This window comes from Arthrobacter sp. Y3223166 (assembly GCF_059090935.1).
On the sequence record NZ_JBNHGE010000015.1, the window covers coordinates 54,135 to 70,533 of the forward strand.

General features: G+C 66.5%; 18 protein-coding genes and 1 pseudogene. 2 read left to right on the forward strand and 17 right to left on the reverse strand.

Annotation, left to right across the window (positions count from 1 at the left end; genetic code table 11):
- Nucleotides 1-5: 5 nt before the first annotated feature.
- Genes rplW through rpsJ form a run of 4 tightly spaced genes read right to left on the reverse strand, consistent with a single transcriptional unit; the run spans nt 6 to nt 1,905 of the window.
- Nucleotides 6-311, reverse strand: coding sequence for a 50S ribosomal protein L23 (rplW, locus tag AC5RUH_RS09175; RefSeq protein WP_493941555.1), 306 nt, complete (start codon nt 309-311; stop codon nt 6-8).
- Nucleotides 308-925 (reverse strand): 50S ribosomal protein L4, encoded by a 618-nt coding sequence (gene rplD, locus AC5RUH_RS09180; RefSeq protein ID WP_494000478.1) that lies wholly within the window; start codon nt 923-925, stop codon nt 308-310. The genes rplW and rplD overlap by 4 nt, the downstream gene beginning before the upstream one ends.
- A 4-nt stretch (nt 926-929) precedes the next feature.
- On the reverse strand, nt 930-1,583 hold the full coding sequence (gene rplC, locus AC5RUH_RS09185) for a 50S ribosomal protein L3 (RefSeq protein WP_493979219.1): 654 nt from the start codon (nt 1,581-1,583) through the stop codon (nt 930-932).
- A gap of 13 nt (nt 1,584-1,596) precedes the next feature.
- Nucleotides 1,597-1,905: a 30S ribosomal protein S10 gene (rpsJ, locus tag AC5RUH_RS09190; RefSeq protein WP_003803825.1), complete on the reverse strand. Its 309-nt coding sequence runs from the start codon at nt 1,903-1,905 to the stop codon at nt 1,597-1,599.
- Nucleotides 1,906-2,382: 477 nt separating this feature from the next.
- On the opposite strand from rpsJ, the gene AC5RUH_RS09195 reads away from it, so the two are divergent.
- A complete protein-coding gene (locus AC5RUH_RS09195; protein WP_494075228.1) occupies nt 2,383-3,894 on the forward strand; it encodes a glycoside hydrolase family 1 protein in 1,512 nt (503 codons plus the stop codon).
- 37 nt (nt 3,895-3,931) lie between these two features.
- Here AC5RUH_RS09195 and AC5RUH_RS09200 read toward each other — a convergent pair whose 3' ends face one another.
- Entirely contained in the window at nt 3,932-4,066 is a 135-nt protein-coding gene (locus AC5RUH_RS09200; protein ID WP_494000480.1) for a hypothetical protein, read from the reverse strand.
- A gap of 117 nt (nt 4,067-4,183) precedes the next feature.
- On the opposite strand from AC5RUH_RS09200, the gene AC5RUH_RS09205 reads away from it, so the two are divergent.
- Nucleotides 4,184-4,564 (forward strand): VOC family protein, encoded by a 381-nt coding sequence (locus AC5RUH_RS09205; protein ID WP_494000481.1) that lies wholly within the window; start codon nt 4,184-4,186, stop codon nt 4,562-4,564.
- A gap of 148 nt (nt 4,565-4,712) precedes the next feature.
- Here AC5RUH_RS09205 and tuf read toward each other — a convergent pair whose 3' ends face one another.
- The 12 genes and pseudogenes from tuf to AC5RUH_RS09265 form a co-directional block, all read right to left on the reverse strand.
- Nucleotides 4,713-5,903: an elongation factor Tu gene (gene tuf / locus AC5RUH_RS09210; RefSeq protein WP_493940539.1), complete on the reverse strand. Its 1,191-nt coding sequence runs from the start codon at nt 5,901-5,903 to the stop codon at nt 4,713-4,715.
- A gap of 237 nt (nt 5,904-6,140) precedes the next feature.
- The gene (gene fusA / locus AC5RUH_RS09215) at nt 6,141-8,255 is read right to left on the reverse strand and encodes an elongation factor G (protein ID WP_494128403.1); all 2,115 of its coding nucleotides are present in this window, start codon (nt 8,253-8,255) and stop codon (nt 6,141-6,143) included.
- A 64-nt stretch (nt 8,256-8,319) separates the two neighbouring features.
- Nucleotides 8,320-8,790, reverse strand: coding sequence for a 30S ribosomal protein S7 (gene rpsG, locus AC5RUH_RS09220; protein WP_127511056.1), 471 nt, complete (start codon nt 8,788-8,790; stop codon nt 8,320-8,322).
- Complete coding sequence (gene rpsL, locus AC5RUH_RS09225; RefSeq protein ID WP_493979224.1) at nt 8,790-9,164, reverse strand: 30S ribosomal protein S12; 375 nt, start codon at nt 9,162-9,164, stop codon at nt 8,790-8,792. Before rpsL ends, rpsG begins: the two co-directional genes overlap by 1 nt.
- Nucleotides 9,165-9,464: 300 nt before the next feature.
- The gene (locus AC5RUH_RS09230) at nt 9,465-11,519 is read right to left on the reverse strand and encodes an acyltransferase family protein (RefSeq protein WP_494128404.1); all 2,055 of its coding nucleotides are present in this window, start codon (nt 11,517-11,519) and stop codon (nt 9,465-9,467) included.
- 80 nt (nt 11,520-11,599) lie between these two features.
- On the reverse strand, nt 11,600-12,676 hold the full coding sequence (locus tag AC5RUH_RS09235) for an LPXTG cell wall anchor domain-containing protein (protein ID WP_494128405.1): 1,077 nt from the start codon (nt 12,674-12,676) through the stop codon (nt 11,600-11,602).
- A 174-nt stretch (nt 12,677-12,850) separates the two neighbouring features.
- Nucleotides 12,851-13,048, reverse strand: a complete 198-nt coding sequence (locus AC5RUH_RS09240; protein ID WP_494102374.1) for a hypothetical protein — start codon at nt 13,046-13,048, stop codon at nt 12,851-12,853.
- 1 nt (nt 13,049) lies between these two features.
- Entirely contained in the window at nt 13,050-13,781 is a 732-nt protein-coding gene (locus AC5RUH_RS09245; protein ID WP_494102373.1) for a class E sortase, read from the reverse strand.
- Nucleotides 13,782-13,848: 67 nt separating this feature from the next.
- Nucleotides 13,849-14,640: an IclR family transcriptional regulator domain-containing protein gene (locus AC5RUH_RS09250; protein ID WP_494000487.1), complete on the reverse strand. Its 792-nt coding sequence runs from the start codon at nt 14,638-14,640 to the stop codon at nt 13,849-13,851.
- Nucleotides 14,641-14,648: 8 nt separating this feature from the next.
- Nucleotides 14,649-15,293 carry a 3-oxoacid CoA-transferase subunit B gene (locus AC5RUH_RS09255; RefSeq protein WP_494128406.1) on the reverse strand — a complete coding sequence of 215 codons (645 nt, stop codon included), beginning with the start codon at nt 15,291-15,293 and terminating at the stop codon, nt 14,649-14,651.
- A complete protein-coding gene (locus tag AC5RUH_RS09260; RefSeq protein WP_494022486.1) occupies nt 15,290-15,979 on the reverse strand; it encodes a 3-oxoacid CoA-transferase subunit A in 690 nt (229 codons plus the stop codon). The genes AC5RUH_RS09255 and AC5RUH_RS09260 overlap by 4 nt, the downstream gene beginning before the upstream one ends.
- Nucleotides 15,980-15,991: 12 nt before the next feature.
- A pseudogene (locus AC5RUH_RS09265) lies at nt 15,992-16,399 on the reverse strand (3-oxoadipyl-CoA thiolase); the annotation flags it as partial.

Consider the following 16,399-nt stretch of genomic DNA (forward strand, 5'->3'; position numbering starts at 1 on the left):
TCCGCTTAAGAAAGCGGACCGCCGAAGATGTCGATTGTGCCTTCCTTCAGGGTGACAATTGCGCGCTTGGTGTCCTTGCGCTGTCCCCATCCGAACTTGGTGCGCTTGCGCTTACCGGCACGGTTGATGGTGTTGATCGAGTCGACCTTGACGGAGAAAATCTTCTCCACGGCCAGCTTGATCTCGGTCTTGTTCGAGCGGGGGTCGACCAGGAAGGTGTACTTACCTTCGTCGATCAGGCCGTAGCTCTTCTCCGAAACGACGGGAGCAAGGATCACGTCGCGGGGATCTTTTGTGGTGGTCGCGCTCACTTGGCGTCCTCCTTGGCAGTTGCCTTAGCTGCGATGAATGCCTCGTAGGCGGCCTGGGTGAAGACCACGTCGTCGGAAACGAGCACGTCGTAGGTGTTCAACTGATCCACGTAAATGGTGTGAACAGCCTCGATGTTGCGCAGGCTCAGGGCCGCCACATCGTTGGCGCGCTCGATGACTACGAGCAGGTTCTTGCGGTCGGTGATGGCGCGCAGGGCCTCGGTAGCGGCCTTGGTGGACGGCTTGTCGCCGGCAACCAGTGCCTCCACGACGTGGATGCGGCCGTTGCGTGCCCGGTCCGAGAGGGCGCCGCGCAGGGCAGCGGCCTTCATCTTCTTGGGGGTGCGCTGGCTGTAGTCGCGCGGGGTCGGGCCGTGCACGACGCCGCCGCCGGTCATGTGCGGGGCGCGGATCGAACCCTGGCGGGCGCGGCCGGTGCCCTTCTGCTTGAACGGCTTGCGGCCGGCACCGGAAACCTCGGCGCGGGTCTTGGTCTTGTGGGTTCCCTGCCGGGCAGCAGCGAGCTGGGCGACGACGACCTGGTGCAGCAGCGGCACGTTGGTCTGGACGTCGAAGATCTCTGCAGGCAGGTCAACCTTGAGCGTGTTGGCCATTGAACTAGGCTCCCTTCACAGCGGAACGGACGAGAACGACCGAGCCGCGGGCACCGGGAACGGCACCCTTGATCAAGAGCAGCGAGTTCTCGGTGTCCACAGCGTGAACCGTCAGGTTCAGCGTGGTCTGGCGGACGGCACCCATGCGGCCGGACATGCGCATGCCCTTGAAAACGCGGCCCGGAGTGGACGCGCCACCGATGGAACCGGGCTTGCGGTGGTTCTTGTGCGCGCCGTGCGAGGCACCCACACCGGCGAAGCCGTGACGCTTCATGACACCGGCGAAGCCCTTACCCTTGGTGGTTCCGACGACGTCGACCTTCTGGCCGGTCTCGAACAGTTCCACGGAGAGTTCCTGGCCCAGCTCGTAGGAGCCGGCATCGGCGGTGCGCAGCTCAACCACGTGGCGGCGCGGGGTAACCCCGGCCTTCTCGAAGTGGCCGGCCAGCGGCTTGGTCACCTTGCGCGGGTCGATCTGGCCGTAGCCGATCTGGACGGCGGTGTAGCCGTCGACGTCCGCAGAGCGCAGCTGGGTGATGACGTTGGAGTCGGCCTTGACGACCGTGACCGGGATGAGCCGGTTGTTCTCGTCCCAGACCTGGGTCATGCCGAGCTTGGTGCCCAGCAGTCCCTTTACTTGGCGTGTAGTGGTAGACAAAATACTCACTCCCCTACAGCTTGATTTCGATGTTCACGTCCGCCGGCAGGTCGAGCCGCATCAGCGAATCGACGGCCTTGGGCGTGGGATCGATAATGTCGATCAGCCGCTTGTGGGTGCGCATTTCAAAGTGCTCCCGGCTGTCCTTGTACTTGTGCGGCGACCGGATAACGCAGTACACGTTCTTCTCGGTGGGCAGCGGCACGGGGCCCACTACCGTTGCGCCTGCACGCGTGACCGTCTCAACGATCTTCCGTGCTGAAACATCAATGACCTCATGGTCATATGACTTCAGACGGATGCGGATTTTCTGTCCCGCCATGGCGTCTCCGCTCTCTTTCTCAGTGCTGCTCTGTTGACTTTCTCCTGATGCGCCCCGACGGCTGGATCGCTCCTGGCCTGGCGCTCCTCCGGCAGACTGAATCCGGATAAATCCGGGTTCCTCACCCTGCTGAGGCTCCGACCCCCGCGGTCGGGCGTGTCGCGAACATTCTGCGCACTCCGCCCGCTCAAAATGGAGGGTGGGTTATATTTGGGCTTCTTGAAATCCGTGGAGCCTGACCCTGCCCCGGGCATTATCCCGGGCGGGACCCAGCTTCGCACGAAGACATGCAAAAGCGCTTGAACAACTCATCTAGTGTGGCAGACTTCGGCCCTGATTGCGAATCGGCCCCCGGGCCGGTGCCCGCTCCCCCGCCGCCAGGCTATGGCGCGGACCAGCCGGCAGTGCGATGCTGGTGCCAGCCCGCTCCTGCGGGCGCCGCACACGAGAGACCAGGTTTCAGGAGGACAGCAGCGAATGGCAATGGACAGCGGGCGCCTGGCGGCAATGATCCCGTCCGACTTTACCCTGGGAGTGGCGACGGCGGCATTCCAGATCGAGGGCGCCGTGGCCGAGGACGGCCGAGGACCCTCCGGCTGGGACGCGTTTTCGCACGAGCCCGGGCGGATTGCCGGCGGCGCGACGGCGGACGCGGCCTGCGACCACTACCACCGGATGCCGGAGGACGTCGCGCTGATGGCCGAGCTCGGCGTTGACTCGTACCGGTTCTCGCTGTCCTGGCCACGGATCCAGCCCGGCGGACAGGGGCCGGTCAACCAGCGCGGCATCGACTTCTACGACCGCCTGCTGGATGAACTGCTGGCCCGGGGCATCTCCCCGATGTGCACGCTCTACCACTGGGACACCCCGCTGCCGCTGGAGCACGGCGGCGGCTGGCTCAACCGGGATACCGCGTACCGGCTCGCCGACTTCGCGGCGATCGCCGCGGACAAGTTCGGCGACCGGGTGGACCGCTGGGTCACGATCAACGAGCCGACCACCGTCACCCTCAACGGCTACGGCCTCGGCGTCCATGCTCCCGGCCAGGCCGGGCTTTTCGACGCCCTGCCGGCCGCGCACCACCTCATCCTCGCGCACGGACTCAGCCTCTCGGCCCTGCGGGCCGGCGGGATCACGGGCGATGCGGGCATCACGAACGTCTACTCCCCCGTGGTGGGCGCCAAGGACGGGCTGGCCCACGATGTGCTGGTGGAACTGTACGACGTGCTCCACAACGGCATGTTTTCGGACCCGGTGCTGCTGGGCCGCTACCCAACGTTCAACCCGGTGCTCAAGCCCGCACTCCAGTACCTGCGCGAGATTCCGGACGAGGACCTGGCGGTGATGAGCCAGCCGCTGGACTTCTACGGGCTGAACTACTACTTCCCCACCAGGATCGGCATCGGCCCGGGGCCGCTGACCGGGCCGGAGGCGATCCCCGACGGCCTGCCCGAGCTGCTCTGGGAGCAGGGCGGCGAGCTGCCGTTCCACCTGGCCGCGTGGCCGGGGTATGACCGGACAGAATTCGGCTGGCCCGTGGCACCCGACTACCTGCAGGTCGCCCTGGCCCAGATGGCCGGGCGTTACCCCAATCTGCCGCCGGTCTACATCACCGAGGGGGGCGCCAGCTTCAAGGATGTGGTGGTCCGCGACGCGCTGACCAAGAAGCCGTCGGTCGCCGACGTGCGGCGGATCGACTACCTGGCCTCGCATTTGGAGGCCGCGCTCACCGCGACGGCGCCGGACGGGCCCGCAGCCGGCATCGACCTGCGCGGCTACTACGTGTGGACGCTGATGGACAACTTCGAATGGGCGGCCGGATACAGCCAGCGCTTCGGCCTGGTGTACGTGGACTTCGCCACCCAGCAGCGGATCCGCAAGGCGTCCTTCCACTGGCTGAAGGATGTGGCCGCGCGCCGCACTCGTGCCGGTGCCGGCGAGGCGGCCGGGCAGACCGAGCCGGCGGTGGCAGCACCGGGTCAGGCCTGACGGCCCGCCGGCGCGTTCGCCGGTCCCCGGCGCTTCGCTACCGCCCGCCGTCGGCTCGCCGGATGCGGCGGGCACGGTCCAGTTCGTGGCGGAAGTACCGCCTGCCCCAGGACACCGCCCCGACCACCGCGGCAACGAGCCCCAGGACGATCCACACGATCAGCCATTCCATGGTTCCGATCCTACTGGTCGGCGGTCAAAATTCGTGCCCGTCCGCCAGTTCCCGGGGCCCCGGCCGAGACTATTCTGGGAGTGTCCACCGCAGATGCTCCCAGGAAGCCGGACAACCATGCTCAGCACCAAAACCATGACGACGGTCCTGCCCGTGAAGGACATGGACCGGGCGCGCGCGTTCTACCAGGATTCCCTAGGCCTGCAGCCGGCCGGCCCGCTCGGAGAGGATTCGTTCCTATTCTCCAGCGACGGTTCCACCGCGGTAGAACTCATCGTCCGACCGGACGCAGACACGTCGGACCACACCTCGATCAGCTTCGAGGTGGCCGATTTGGAAACCGAGATGTCCGAACTGGCCGGCCGCGGCGTCGACTTCGCGGACTACGACCTGCCGGGCCTCAAGACCGAGAACCACATCGCGGTGACCGGCCACCAGCGCTGCGCCTGGTTCCCGGACACGGAGGGCAACATTCTCTGCCTGCACCAGAACATCTGAAACGGAAGGACCATGACCGAAGGCGCGCCCGGAGCGTGCGCGCAGCATCACACCCGGCGCATCATTAAAAGAAAGAACCCCCGCCGTCCTGAGACGGCGGGGGTTCTCCTGCCTCCGACCGGAAACCTCCGGTCAGCAGATCACAGAGTTACTTGGTGATCTTGGTGACGCGGCCCGAACCAACGGTGCGGCCGCCTTCACGGATAGCGAAGCCGAGGCCCTCTTCCATGGCGATCGGCTGGATGAGCTCAACGGTCATCTCAGTGTTGTCGCCCGGCATGACCATTTCGGTGCCCTCGGGGAGGGTGATAACGCCGGTCACGTCGGTGGTGCGGAAGTAGAACTGCGGACGGTAGTTCGAGTAGAACGGGTTGTGGCGGCCGCCTTCATCCTTGGACAGGATGTAGACGTTGGCCTCGAAATCGGTGTGCGGGGTGATCGAACCCGGCTTCACGATAACCTGGCCGCGCTCCACGTCTTCGCGCTTGATACCGCGCAGCAGCAGGCCACAGTTCTCGCCTGCCCATGCTTCGTCGAGCTGCTTGTGGAACATCTCGATACCGGTAACCGTGGTCTTCTGGACCGGGCGGATGCCGACGATCTCGACCTCGGAGTTGATGGCGAGGGTACCGCGCTCGGCGCGGCCGGTCACCACGGTGCCGCGGCCGGTGATGGTGAAGACGTCTTCAACCGGCATCAGGAACGGCTTGTCCTTGTCGCGGACCGGGTCCGGGATGTACTCGTCAACGGCGTCCATCAGGTCCTCGACAGACTTGACCCACTGGGCGTCGCCTTCCAGGGCCTTCAGGCCGGAAGTGCGGATGACCGGTGCGTTGTCGCCATCGAACTCCTGCGAGCTGAGCAGCTCACGGACTTCCATTTCGACCAGGTCGAGCAGTTCCTCGTCCTCAACCATGTCCGACTTGTTCAGGGCCACCAGCAGCGTCGGAACGCCAACCTGGCGGGCCAGCAGAACGTGCTCGCGGGTCTGGGCCATCGGGCCGTCAGTCGCGGCAACCACCAGGATTGCGCCGTCCATCTGGGCGGCACCGGTGATCATGTTCTTGATGTAGTCGGCGTGGCCGGGGGCGTCCACGTGTGCGTAGTGGCGCTTCTCGGTCTGGTACTCGACGTGCGAGATGTTGATGGTGATGCCGCGCTGGCGCTCTTCCGGGGCAGAGTCGATAGCTGCGAAGTCACGCTGCTCGTTGAGATCGGGGTACTTGTCAGCAAGCACCTTGGAAATGGCAGCGGTCAACGTGGTCTTACCGTGGTCAACGTGACCGATGGTGCCAATGTTGACGTGCGGCTTAGTCCGCTCGAACTTTGCCTTCGCCACGGGTTCCTCCTAGAACGTGTTGAGAAGATTTGCTCTTCGGACGCGATTGTCACGGCCGAAACTTGAACAAGTCTACTTCGGGCTTTTGTATTTGGTGAAATTACTGGTTCCGTCAGGTACCGGCAAAAACTTGCGCGGTTCCGTCAGTGGGTTGTGCCGGCGGCCGGCTGCGTGAGCCGACCGGCCGCCTGCACGGCGTGCCGGATCCTTACGGATAAGGACCCGCCACCCTGGGGTTTACTCGCCGCGCGTCTTCTGGATGATCTCGTCGGCAACAGCCTTCGGGACCTCAGCGTAGCTTTCGAACTGCATCGAGTACACCGCGCGGCCCTGCGTCTTGGAACGCAGGTCGCCGATGTAGCCGAACATTTCGGAAAGCGGAACGTTAGCGCGCACAACCTTCACGCCGCTAGCGTCCTCCATGGACTGGATCTGTCCACGGCGGGAGTTCAGGTCGCCGATCACGTCGCCCATGTATTCCTCAGGGGTACGTACCTCGACGGCCATCAGCGGCTCGAGCAGGACCGGGTTGGCGCGGCGTGCGCCTTCCTTGAAGACCTGGGAACCAGCGATCTTGAAGGCCATTTCCGAAGAGTCGACGTCGTGGTATGCGCCGTCGAGCAGGATGGCCTTGACACCGACCAGCGGGTAGCCGGCCAGAATGCCGAGCTGCATGGCATCCTGGATGCCAGCGTCGACCGAGGGGATGTATTCGCGCGGAATACGGCCACCGGTGACCTTGTTCTCGAACTCGTAGAAGGCGCCGTCGCTGGTGTCCAGCGGCTCGAAGGAGACCTGGACCTTCGCGAACTGGCCGGATCCACCCGTCTGCTTCTTGTGGGTGAAGTCGACCTTTTCGACAGCCTTCTTGATGGTTTCACGGTAGGCAACCTGGGGCTTGCCCACGTTGGCCTCGACCTTGAATTCGCGGCGCATGCGGTCCACCAGGATGTCCAGGTGCAGCTCGCCCATGCCGCCGATTTCGGTCTGGCCGGTCTCTTCGTTCAGCGAAACGGTGAACGTCGGGTCCTCGGCGGAGAGCTTCTGGATCGCCGTGGAGAGCTTTTCCTGGTCGCCCTTGGTCTTCGGCTCGATGGCCACGAAGATCACCGGCTCCGGGAAGGACATGGACTCGAGCACGATGGGTGCATCGACGGCCGACAGGGTGTCGCCGGTGGTGGTGTCCTTCAGGCCGATCACCGCGTAGATGTGGCCTGCATGCACCTCTTCCACCGGGTTTTCCTTGTTGGCGTGCATCTGGAACAGCTTTCCGATGCGCTCCTTCTTGCCCTTGGTGGTGTTCAGCAACTGCGTACCGGAAGTGGCCTTGCCCGAGTAGACCCGGATAAAGGTCAGCTGGCCGAAGAACGGGTGCGCCGCAACCTTGAAGGCCAAGGCCGAGAACGGCTCCTCCTCGTTCGGCTTGCGGGTCAGTTCGATTTCCTCGTTCTTGGGGTCGTGACCGACCATCGAGGGAACGTCGACCGGGGACGGCAGGTAGTCGATGACTGCGTCGAGCATCGGCTGCACACCGCGGTTCTTGAAGGCAGAACCACAGAAGACCGGGTAGATCTCCGAGTTGACGACCATCTTGCGGATGCCGGCCTTCAGCTCGTCGATCGAAATCTCTTCGCCTTCGAGGTACTTCTCCATGAGCTCGTCCGAGGACTCGGACACGGTCTCAACGAGCTGCGCGCGGTATTCCTCGGCCTTGGCCTGCAGGTCCGCGGGGATCTCCCGGGTCTCGTAGGCAGCACCCATGGTGACGTCGCCCTTGGCGTCGCCTTCCCATACCAGTGCCTTCATGGTCATCAGGTCGACGACGCCGATGAAGTCGTTCTCGGAGCCGATTGGCAGCTGCATGACCAGCGGCTTTGCGCCCAGGCGCTTGATGATGGTGTCTACCGTGAAGTAGAAGTCGGCGCCGAGCTTGTCCATCTTGTTGACGAAGCAGATACGCGGAACTTCGTACTTGTCGGCCTGGCGCCACACAGTCTCCGACTGCGGCTCCACGCCTTCCTTACCATCGAAGACAGCAACGGCACCGTCGAGGACGCGCAGCGAACGCTCCACCTCCACAGTGAAGTCCACGTGGCCCGGGGTGTCGATGATGTTGATCTGGTTCTGGTTCCAGAAGCAAGTCACCGCGGCGGAGGTGATGGTGATGCCGCGTTCCTTTTCCTGTTCCATCCAGTCAGTGGTCGACGCACCGTCGTGAGTTTCGCCGAGCTTGTGGTTCACACCCGTGTAGAACAGGATGCGTTCGGTAGTGGTGGTCTTGCCGGCATCGATGTGGGCCATGATGCCGATATTGCGGACCTTCGTGAGGTCGGTTAGCACGTCCAGTGCCACAATGTCTCCCTTTGTAGGTGAGGGATACGACGACGGCGGTTGGCGCCGTCGTCGTATCGACTCTTTACCAGCGGTAGTGGGCGAAGGCCTTGTTGGACTCAGCCATCTTGTGGGTATCTTCGCGACGCTTCACAGCGGCACCGAGACCGTTCGACGCATCCAGAATCTCGTTCATCAGACGCTCGGTCATCGTCTTCTCGCGGCGGGCCTTCGAGTAGCCGACCAGCCAGCGCAGGGCCAGCGCCGTGGCGCGGCCCGGCTTGACCTCAACCGGAACCTGGTAGGTGGCGCCGCCGACGCGGCGGGACCGGACCTCCAGGGTCGGGCGGACGTTGTCCATGGCCTTCTTGAGGGCGGCAACGGGATCGCCGCCGGACTTGGCCTTCACACCGTCGAGGGCACCGTACACGATGCGCTCCGCGGTGGACTTCTTGCCATCAACGAGAACCTTGTTGATCAGCTGGGTAACCAGCGGCGAGCCGTGTACCGGATCAACTACGAGCGGCCGCTTGGGGGCCGGACCCTTACGGGGCATTACTTCTTCTCCTTCTTCGCGCCGTAGCGGCTGCGGGCCTGCTGGCGGTTCTTGACACCCTGGGTGTCGAGGGCGCCGCGGACGATCTTGTAGCGGACACCGGGCAGGTCCTTCACACGGCCGCCGCGCACCAGCACGATGGAGTGTTCCTGCAGGTTGTGGCCCACACCGGGGATGTAGGCAGTCACTTCGATGCCGCCGGCGAGCTTGACGCGGGCTACCTTACGGAGCGCGGAGTTCGGCTTCTTCGGGGTGGTGGTGTAAACGCGGGTGCAAACGCCGCGCTTCATCGGGCTGCCCTTGAGGGCAGGCGCCTTGGTCTTATTCACCTTAGGTGAGCGGCCCTTGCGGACCAGCTGGTTAATCGTAGGCACTTTCGTGTTCTCCGTTTTTCTTGGGCTTTGCCCCGTCTGTCATGCAGGGCCAGGCACTGTCGGTCGTCTTCGCACCCGCTGCGGAATCGAAGCGACCGTAGGCGTGCAAAAGTGTGGCATTCTCCGCGCAAGAACCCCGCGGACCGGAAACAGGCCCCGTTCCGTTATCATCCGAAACGGCCTTCATCCACTGCCACACAAAAACAATCGAACATAAGTCTAGCAGAGTATGCGGGTCGCGCACGACGCGGTGGCCCGGCGGCTGCCCAGCGGTTGCTGCACGGCGGCCCGGCCGCGGCGTCACGGCCGTTCCATCGCCAGCAGCAAGGCCGTTTCCAGCGGCCGGGCCAGCGTTTTCATGTAGGTGCCGGAGACGTGGTTGAGGTCCCGGTACACCAGGACGTTGCCGATCACCGCCGGGCAGGTCTCCCGGTCGCAGAAGTGCGCCGACAGGTCGATGACCCGCGCCCGCGGGGCCAGCCTGGCGGCATCCTCGGTGAGGTCCTTGCCGTCGAGGCCGTCGCTGCGCGACTGGCCGCATTCGGCCGGGTCCTCGTAATTCACCGCCACGCAGTCCCGGGCGATCGCGCCCTCACGCGGGCGGGGCGTGTCCTTGAGCGCGTACACGTCGATGCCGGCGTCGGCGAGTTCGTTCCAGTACTCGGCGAAGCCCGCCGCGCCGGGCCGCTGGCCGGTGCCCGAGTCCACGAAGGAGGACTCCGCGTAGTACGAGGTGAGGACCGCGTCCACGCCGCCGCGGGTCAGCCGTTCCATGGTCTGTTCGTTGGGCCCGCGGCAGACGGACTCCCCCTTCGCTTCCAGTTTGCGCTGCTCCGCGTTGAACGGGCAGGAATGATGGATGTACGTCAGCAGGCGCCACCCCCGCTCTCGGGCGACAGGCTCCAAGGCCTTGAACCACTGCCCCGCGTGCGAGTCTCCCACCAGCGCCAGGGTGAAGTCCCCCTCCGGGTCCCCGTAGGTGCATTCCTTGGTTTCGGCCGCCATCGAGGTGACGGCGCAATCGCCGAGGCCGGACTGGTCGGCTCCGGCCCGGGCGGGATCCGGGACCACCAGCGGGGTATCGGTGGCGAAGGCGCGGTGGCCGTCCTCCGTGATCGAGGCGACGCCGAAGCCGGGCGGCGGGGCGGCCAGCAGCGCGGACGTCGCCTCGGCCCGCTGGGCCAGGATGCGTTCCTGCTGGTTGGCCGGCACGAAGGCCAGCGTGCCGACCAGCGCGGTGGCCGCGGCGCCTGCGGCGAGCGGCCGCCAGGAGTTGGCGCTGAACCAGCCAAAGCGGCGCACCGGTGTCTCCACGAAGTAGTAGCTCAGGGCGGCCAGGCCAAAGGAACAGGCCAACAGCAGCGGGCTGGTGAGCGGCCCGGGTTCCCTATCCGCCAGGATGGTGAAAAACACGATCAGGGGCCAGTGCCAGAGGTAGAGCGAGTAGGAGACATTCCCCGTCCATTGGACAGGCCGCCAGTCCACCAGGCGGTGCAGGGACAGCGGCCCGCCGGTCCGTCCGGCAGCGATGACGGCCATGGTGCCCAGCACCGGGAGCAGGGCCGCCGCCCCGGGAAAAGGCGTGCTCGCGTTATAGAGGAACGCCGAGGCCGTGATGGCGGCCAGGCCCGCTGCCGCCAGCAGGCTGCGCAGGTACGGCCAGCGGCGCGTGTCCCGGTGCAGGGCGGCCAGCAGCCCGCCCAGCCCGAGTTCCCAGATCCTGGTGGGCGTGATGAAGTAGGCGGCCGGGCTGCCGCCAGCGGTGGCCCAGATGCCATAGGCCAGCGACGCCGCGACGACGGCGGCGAAGATCGCGGCTGCGATCCCCCGGCGACGCCGCCGCGTTCGGCGCGCCGCGAAGACGGCCAGCAGGACCAGCAGCGGCCACAGCAGGTAGAACTGTTCCTCGACGGCCAGGGACCAGAAGTGTTGGAGCGGCGTCGGCGTCTCGGTCGCGGCCAGGTAGTCGACGGAGTCGGCGGCCAGGACCCAGTTTTGGACATAGAGGGTGGAGGCCAGGGCCTGGCCCCCGATGCGCTCCCACTGGCTCATGGGCAGCAGCGCCAGCGTGGCCGCCAGGACGACGGCAATGGTCAGCAGCGCCGCGGGCAGGATGCGCCGGATGCGGGCGGCCCAGAATGACCTCAGGGACAGCGTGCCGGTGGCCGCCGCCTCGCGCAGCATGTGGCCGGTGATCAGGAAGCCGGAGATGACGAAGAAGACGTCCACTCCGACGTAGCCGCCGGGCAGCCAGCGCGGCTCCAGGTGGTAGGCCACCACCAACAGCACCGCAAGGGCGCGCAGGGCTTGGATTTCGGGCAGGAATTTCCGCCGCGGCGTTGTCTCAGGATCCATCGCAGGACATTCAGCCATGCCAAGGTCAACGACAGTTGGCGGCGGGGTGAACGCCCGGGTGCAGGACCGGGCCGGCTACCTCAGGCCGTGCGGCGCCGCCACCAGAGGAGGGCGGAGCCGAGCATCAACAGGCCCGCTCCGCCCGAGGCGAGCCAGGCGGTGCCGGCGGCCCCGGTGTCCGCCAGCGCGCCGGCCGGGACGGCCACCGGCAGCACGTTCGACGGCGCTGCCGGCTGGGGCTGCGAGGCCGGGCTGACAACTGCTGCAGGTTCCTCGACCGGTTCCGCCGGTCCAAACTCCTCGCCATACGGCCACTCGCCGAAGTCGCCCGGCCATTCACCGATTCCTTCGAACAGCTCGTACATCCACAGAATGAGCTCCTCCCCCGCTGCAGGATCGGAGGCGCTCATTTCGCGGATCAAGGCGGCCAGGCCGTCCACGTCGCCCGCCATGAGGTACTCCATGATGAGGTCCATCAGGTACGTCATGCCCTCGGACTCGAGCACGAGGTCCATGTTCTCTTCCATCCAGCGCATGACGGTTTCCTCGTCGCTGGCGGCGATGTCATCCGGGATGTTGAAGTGCCTGTGGGTCAGGGTACGTCCGCCCACCACAATCGGCTCGATCACGGGAGCGGGTTTTGCCGCCGGAGGAGCTGCGGGTGCGGGCGCAGCCTCCGTGGGGGGCTCCACGGCAGGGGCGGACGGATCGGCGACGGGAGAAGTGGGCATGGTTTCCGGTGCCGGAGTTGAGTCCTCGGCCGGGACATCTTCCGCGGAGGCCGCCGCTGCGCCGCCGGCGGGGGATTCGCCCGCGGCCCCGTCGGTGCCGACGGCGCCGTCCGACGGCACACCGTCGTTGTCCGCTTCGGGAGCCTCGACCAGCAGGGTAACCACGGCGTCAGCCAGGGCCTCTTCCTGCTCCGCCTGAACCGGCTCGGCAGGGGCAGTTTCTTCAACCGGCGTGCCCGCGGCGACTTCCGACGCAACCATCCCGGCGGCAACCGCGTCCGGGCCCGGCGACGGGGCGGTGTCACCGGGGATCGGGGCCTGCATCTCGGCCGGATCCTGGCTGCCGGCGTGGGCGGGAACGCTGCCCAGGGCGAGAGCGGCGGCAACAGTGCCGGTGAGCAGCGCAGCGCGCAGTCGTGATGTCACGTGAAATGTCCTGTCCCCAACTCGGCTGTCCTGGCAGGGCGGAGATCGCGCCGATCCGATTGCTTCGGCGCCCTGCGTCGGCCGGCATTTACCGGCCCTTGCAGAAATATAAATGATGCAGGTCACATCCGCTAATCCGGCGCGCCTGCCGGGTCCGCGGCAACGCGGGTCGTCCTACCCTGACCGCTCCCAGGCCCCGCCGTCTGCCCGGCCCTGGCTGAGTGTTGCCTCGCCTTCCAGCAGCCCGAGGGAACTGATCCACGGGAAAACGAACTCCAGGAGCACCAGGACGACCGCCGCCAGCAGCATCAGCGACAGCAGGATCCGCACGGCGAACGGGCCGGGCAGGTTGCGGAAGATCCAGGCGTACACCTCAGGCTCCTGCCTGCGCGGCGACCAGGCCGGCGATGTCGGCAGGCGGTCCCGCCTCGGCGGGGCGCCATGATTCCAGCGCGGCGTACGCGATGTACCGCTCCCGGTCGCCGAACCGTGGATGACAGGTGGTCAGGGTCATCATCGCCCTGACAGGTTCGGCCCCCGGTTTTTCCGGCACCGGCAGCAGTACATCCGTCCGGTCCGGCGTCACGATGGTGTGCTCCTCGAAGACGTAGGTGAAGTACCCGTCGGCAGTGCGCACATGGATGCGGTCCCCGGGCCGGAGCGCGTCGATGTTGTCGAGGACCTTGCCGTAGGTCTGGCGATGGCCGGCCACCGCGAAGTTTCCGACCTCCCCCGGCATCGCCGTGCCGTCGTACATGCCCAGCCCCAGCGAATCGAGGATCTCGGGACCCACCCCCGCCGAGACCGGCACGGTGAAGTCATCGCCGAAGCGCGGGACGTAGACGATCCCGAAGGTCTCGCCGGCCCGGGGCTGCCCGCCCGTCTGCGGCGGCCCGAAGTCCTCGGCGGCGGCCGTCACGGCGGGACCTTCGAATTGCCGGGACAGGGCGCTGACCGCGTCCTGCTGCGCCGCCCGGGCGTCCAGGTTGGTCCACCACAGCTGCCAGATGACGTAGAGGAGGACGATGGCGCCCAGGGTCACGAGCAGTTCCCCCGCCAGGCCGGAGGCGGCCCGGAGCGAACCCATGGTTTGACGTTTTCCCATGTACGCAATCCTCCCTGGGGAACTCGATTCCTGCCGGCGGCGGGGCCGGCGCGCCCGCCTTCGGGACCTATTGCTGGGCGCGCAGCGCGTCGGTGACCTTGGCGGCGACGGCCTGCAGCTTCGGCAGGGCTTCCGCGACGACGGCGTCGACGTCCCGGGTGCCGTCTGCCAGCGATGCCTGCATGGACATGTTCAGGGCGGCGGCCACGGACCCGTCCGGATGCAGGACCGGAACGGCCACCGAGCGCAGGCCGATCTCCAGTTCCTGGTCCACCAGGGCCCATCCCTGGCTCCGCACCTTGTCCAGCTCCGCCCGAAGCTTGTCCGGGTCGGAGATGGTCCGTGACGTCAACGGCTTCAGCTCGGCCGAGGCCAGATAGTCCTCCAGCCGGCCGGCGGGCAGGCCGGCGAGCAGCACGCGGCCCATGGATGTGGCGTAGGCGGGGAAACGCGTGCCCACCATGATGCCCACGGTCATGATCCGCCGGGTGTGGATGCGGGCGATGTAGACGATCTCATCGCCGTCGAGAATCGACGCGGAGGTGGATTCATGCAGCTCCGCGGAAAGCTCTTCCAGCAATGGCTGCACCAGCTGGGGCAGACTCTGCCCGGCGAGGTAGGAATACCCCAGCTGGAGCACCAGAGCGGTGAGTTCGAAGACGCGGCCGTCGGTGCGCACATAGCCCAGGTCGACCAGGGTGTGCAGGAACCTCCGCGCGGTGGCACGGGTCAGGCCGGTCCTCTTGGAGACCTCGCTGAGCGTCATGGTGACGTTGTCGGCGTCGAAGGCCCTGATCACGGTCAATCCGCGGGCCAGCGACTGGACGAACTGGTCGCCCGGCGTCTTGGTCTCGGTCATGGTTCCTTTTACTCGGTGGGCGGAAGCAGCTTGATGTCCATCTTGGACTGCAGTTCCTCAAGCGTGTTCCCGAACGTTTCGCGCACGCGCACGCCTTCCTCGGTAATCAGGAAGACCGCGTCATTAGTGTATACGCGGGTGACGCAGCCCACTCCCGTGAGCGGGTAGGTGCATTCGGGCACCAGCTTCGGCTTGCCGTCCTTGGTGAACAGGGACATCATCACGTAGACGTCCTTGGCCCCCGTGGCCAGGTCCATCGCGCCGCCGACGGCGGGAATGGCGTCGGGTGCGCCGGTGTGCCAGTTGGCCAGGTCGCCGGTGGCGGAGACCTGGAACGCGCCGAGCACGCAGACGTCCAGGTGGCCACCGCGCATCATGGCGAAGGAGTCGGCGTGGTGGAAGTAGGACGCGCCCGGCACCTCGGTGACCGGGACCTTGCCCGCGTTGATCAGGTCCTGGTCGATCTGGTCGCCCTGCGCCTCCGGGCCCATGCCCAGCATGCCGTTTTCGGTGTGCAGGGTGATGTCCTGCTCGGCGGTCAGGTAGTTGGAGACCGACGTCGGCTGGCCGATGCCAAGGTTGACGAAGGAACCGGGCTGGATGTCCCGGGCCACCAGCCTGGCCAGATCTTCGCGGCTGAGTTTCTCGCTCACTGGTTTGCCTCTCCCTCTGCGGCCTGCGGCGCAATTTCGACGACGGTGTCCACGTAGATGCCCGGAGTCACGATGACCTCGGGATCCAGTTGGCCGGTCTCCACGATGCCGGAGACCTGCACGATGCTCTTCTTGGCGGCGGCGGCCATGATCGGTCCGAAGTTGCGGGCGGTCTTGCGGTAGACCAGGTTGCCCTTCCGGTCGGAGGTCAGCGCCTTGATCAGCGCGACGTCGCCGTGGATCGGCGTCTCGAGCACGTAGCCGCGCCCGTCGATCATCCGGGTCTCCTTGCCCTCGGCCAGCATGGTGCCGTAGCCGGTGGGCGTGAAGAAGGCGCCGATCCCGGCGCCGGCGGCGCGGATGCGTTCGGCCAGGTTGCCCTGCGGCACCAGTTCCAGTTCGATTTCGCCGGCGCGGTAGGCGGTGTCGAAGTGCCAGGAGTCGGACTGGCGCGGGAAGGAGCAGATGATCTTCTTGACCCTGCGCTCCTTGATCAGCAGCGCCAGCCCGGCGTCCGCCTGCCCGGCGTTGTTGTTCACCACGGTCAGGTCGGTGGCGCCGCAGTCCATCAGCGCGTCGATCAGTTCCATCGGTTGGCCGGCGTTGCCGAAGCCGCCGATCAGCACCGTGGCGCCGTCCTGGATGCCGGCCACGGCGTCCCGGGCAGTAGCAGCGAATGTAGGCACCCGCTTACCTCCTTAGTTCTTGGTTGAGTTGACGTTTTCCAGCACGACGGCGAGGCCCTGGCCCACGCCGATGCAGATGGCGGCCACGCCCCAGCGGTCCCCCGATTCCCGCAGCCGGCGGGCCAGAGTGCCGAGGATGCGGATGCCCGAGGCGCCCAGCGGGTGGCCGATGGCCACGGCCCCGCCCCAGGCGTTCACGATCGCCGGGTCGATGTCCCAGTTGTCGATGCACGCCAGCGACTGCGCGGCGAAGGCCTCGTTGAGCTCGACGGCGGCGACGTCGGACCAGGCGATGCCGGCCCGCCGCACGGCCTGGTTGGCGGCCTCCACCGGCGCGAACCCGAAGTACTGCGGCTCCAGGGCGGAGGCGCCGCGGCCGGCGATCCGGGCCAGCGGCCCGGTCCCCAGCAGCCCGGCGGC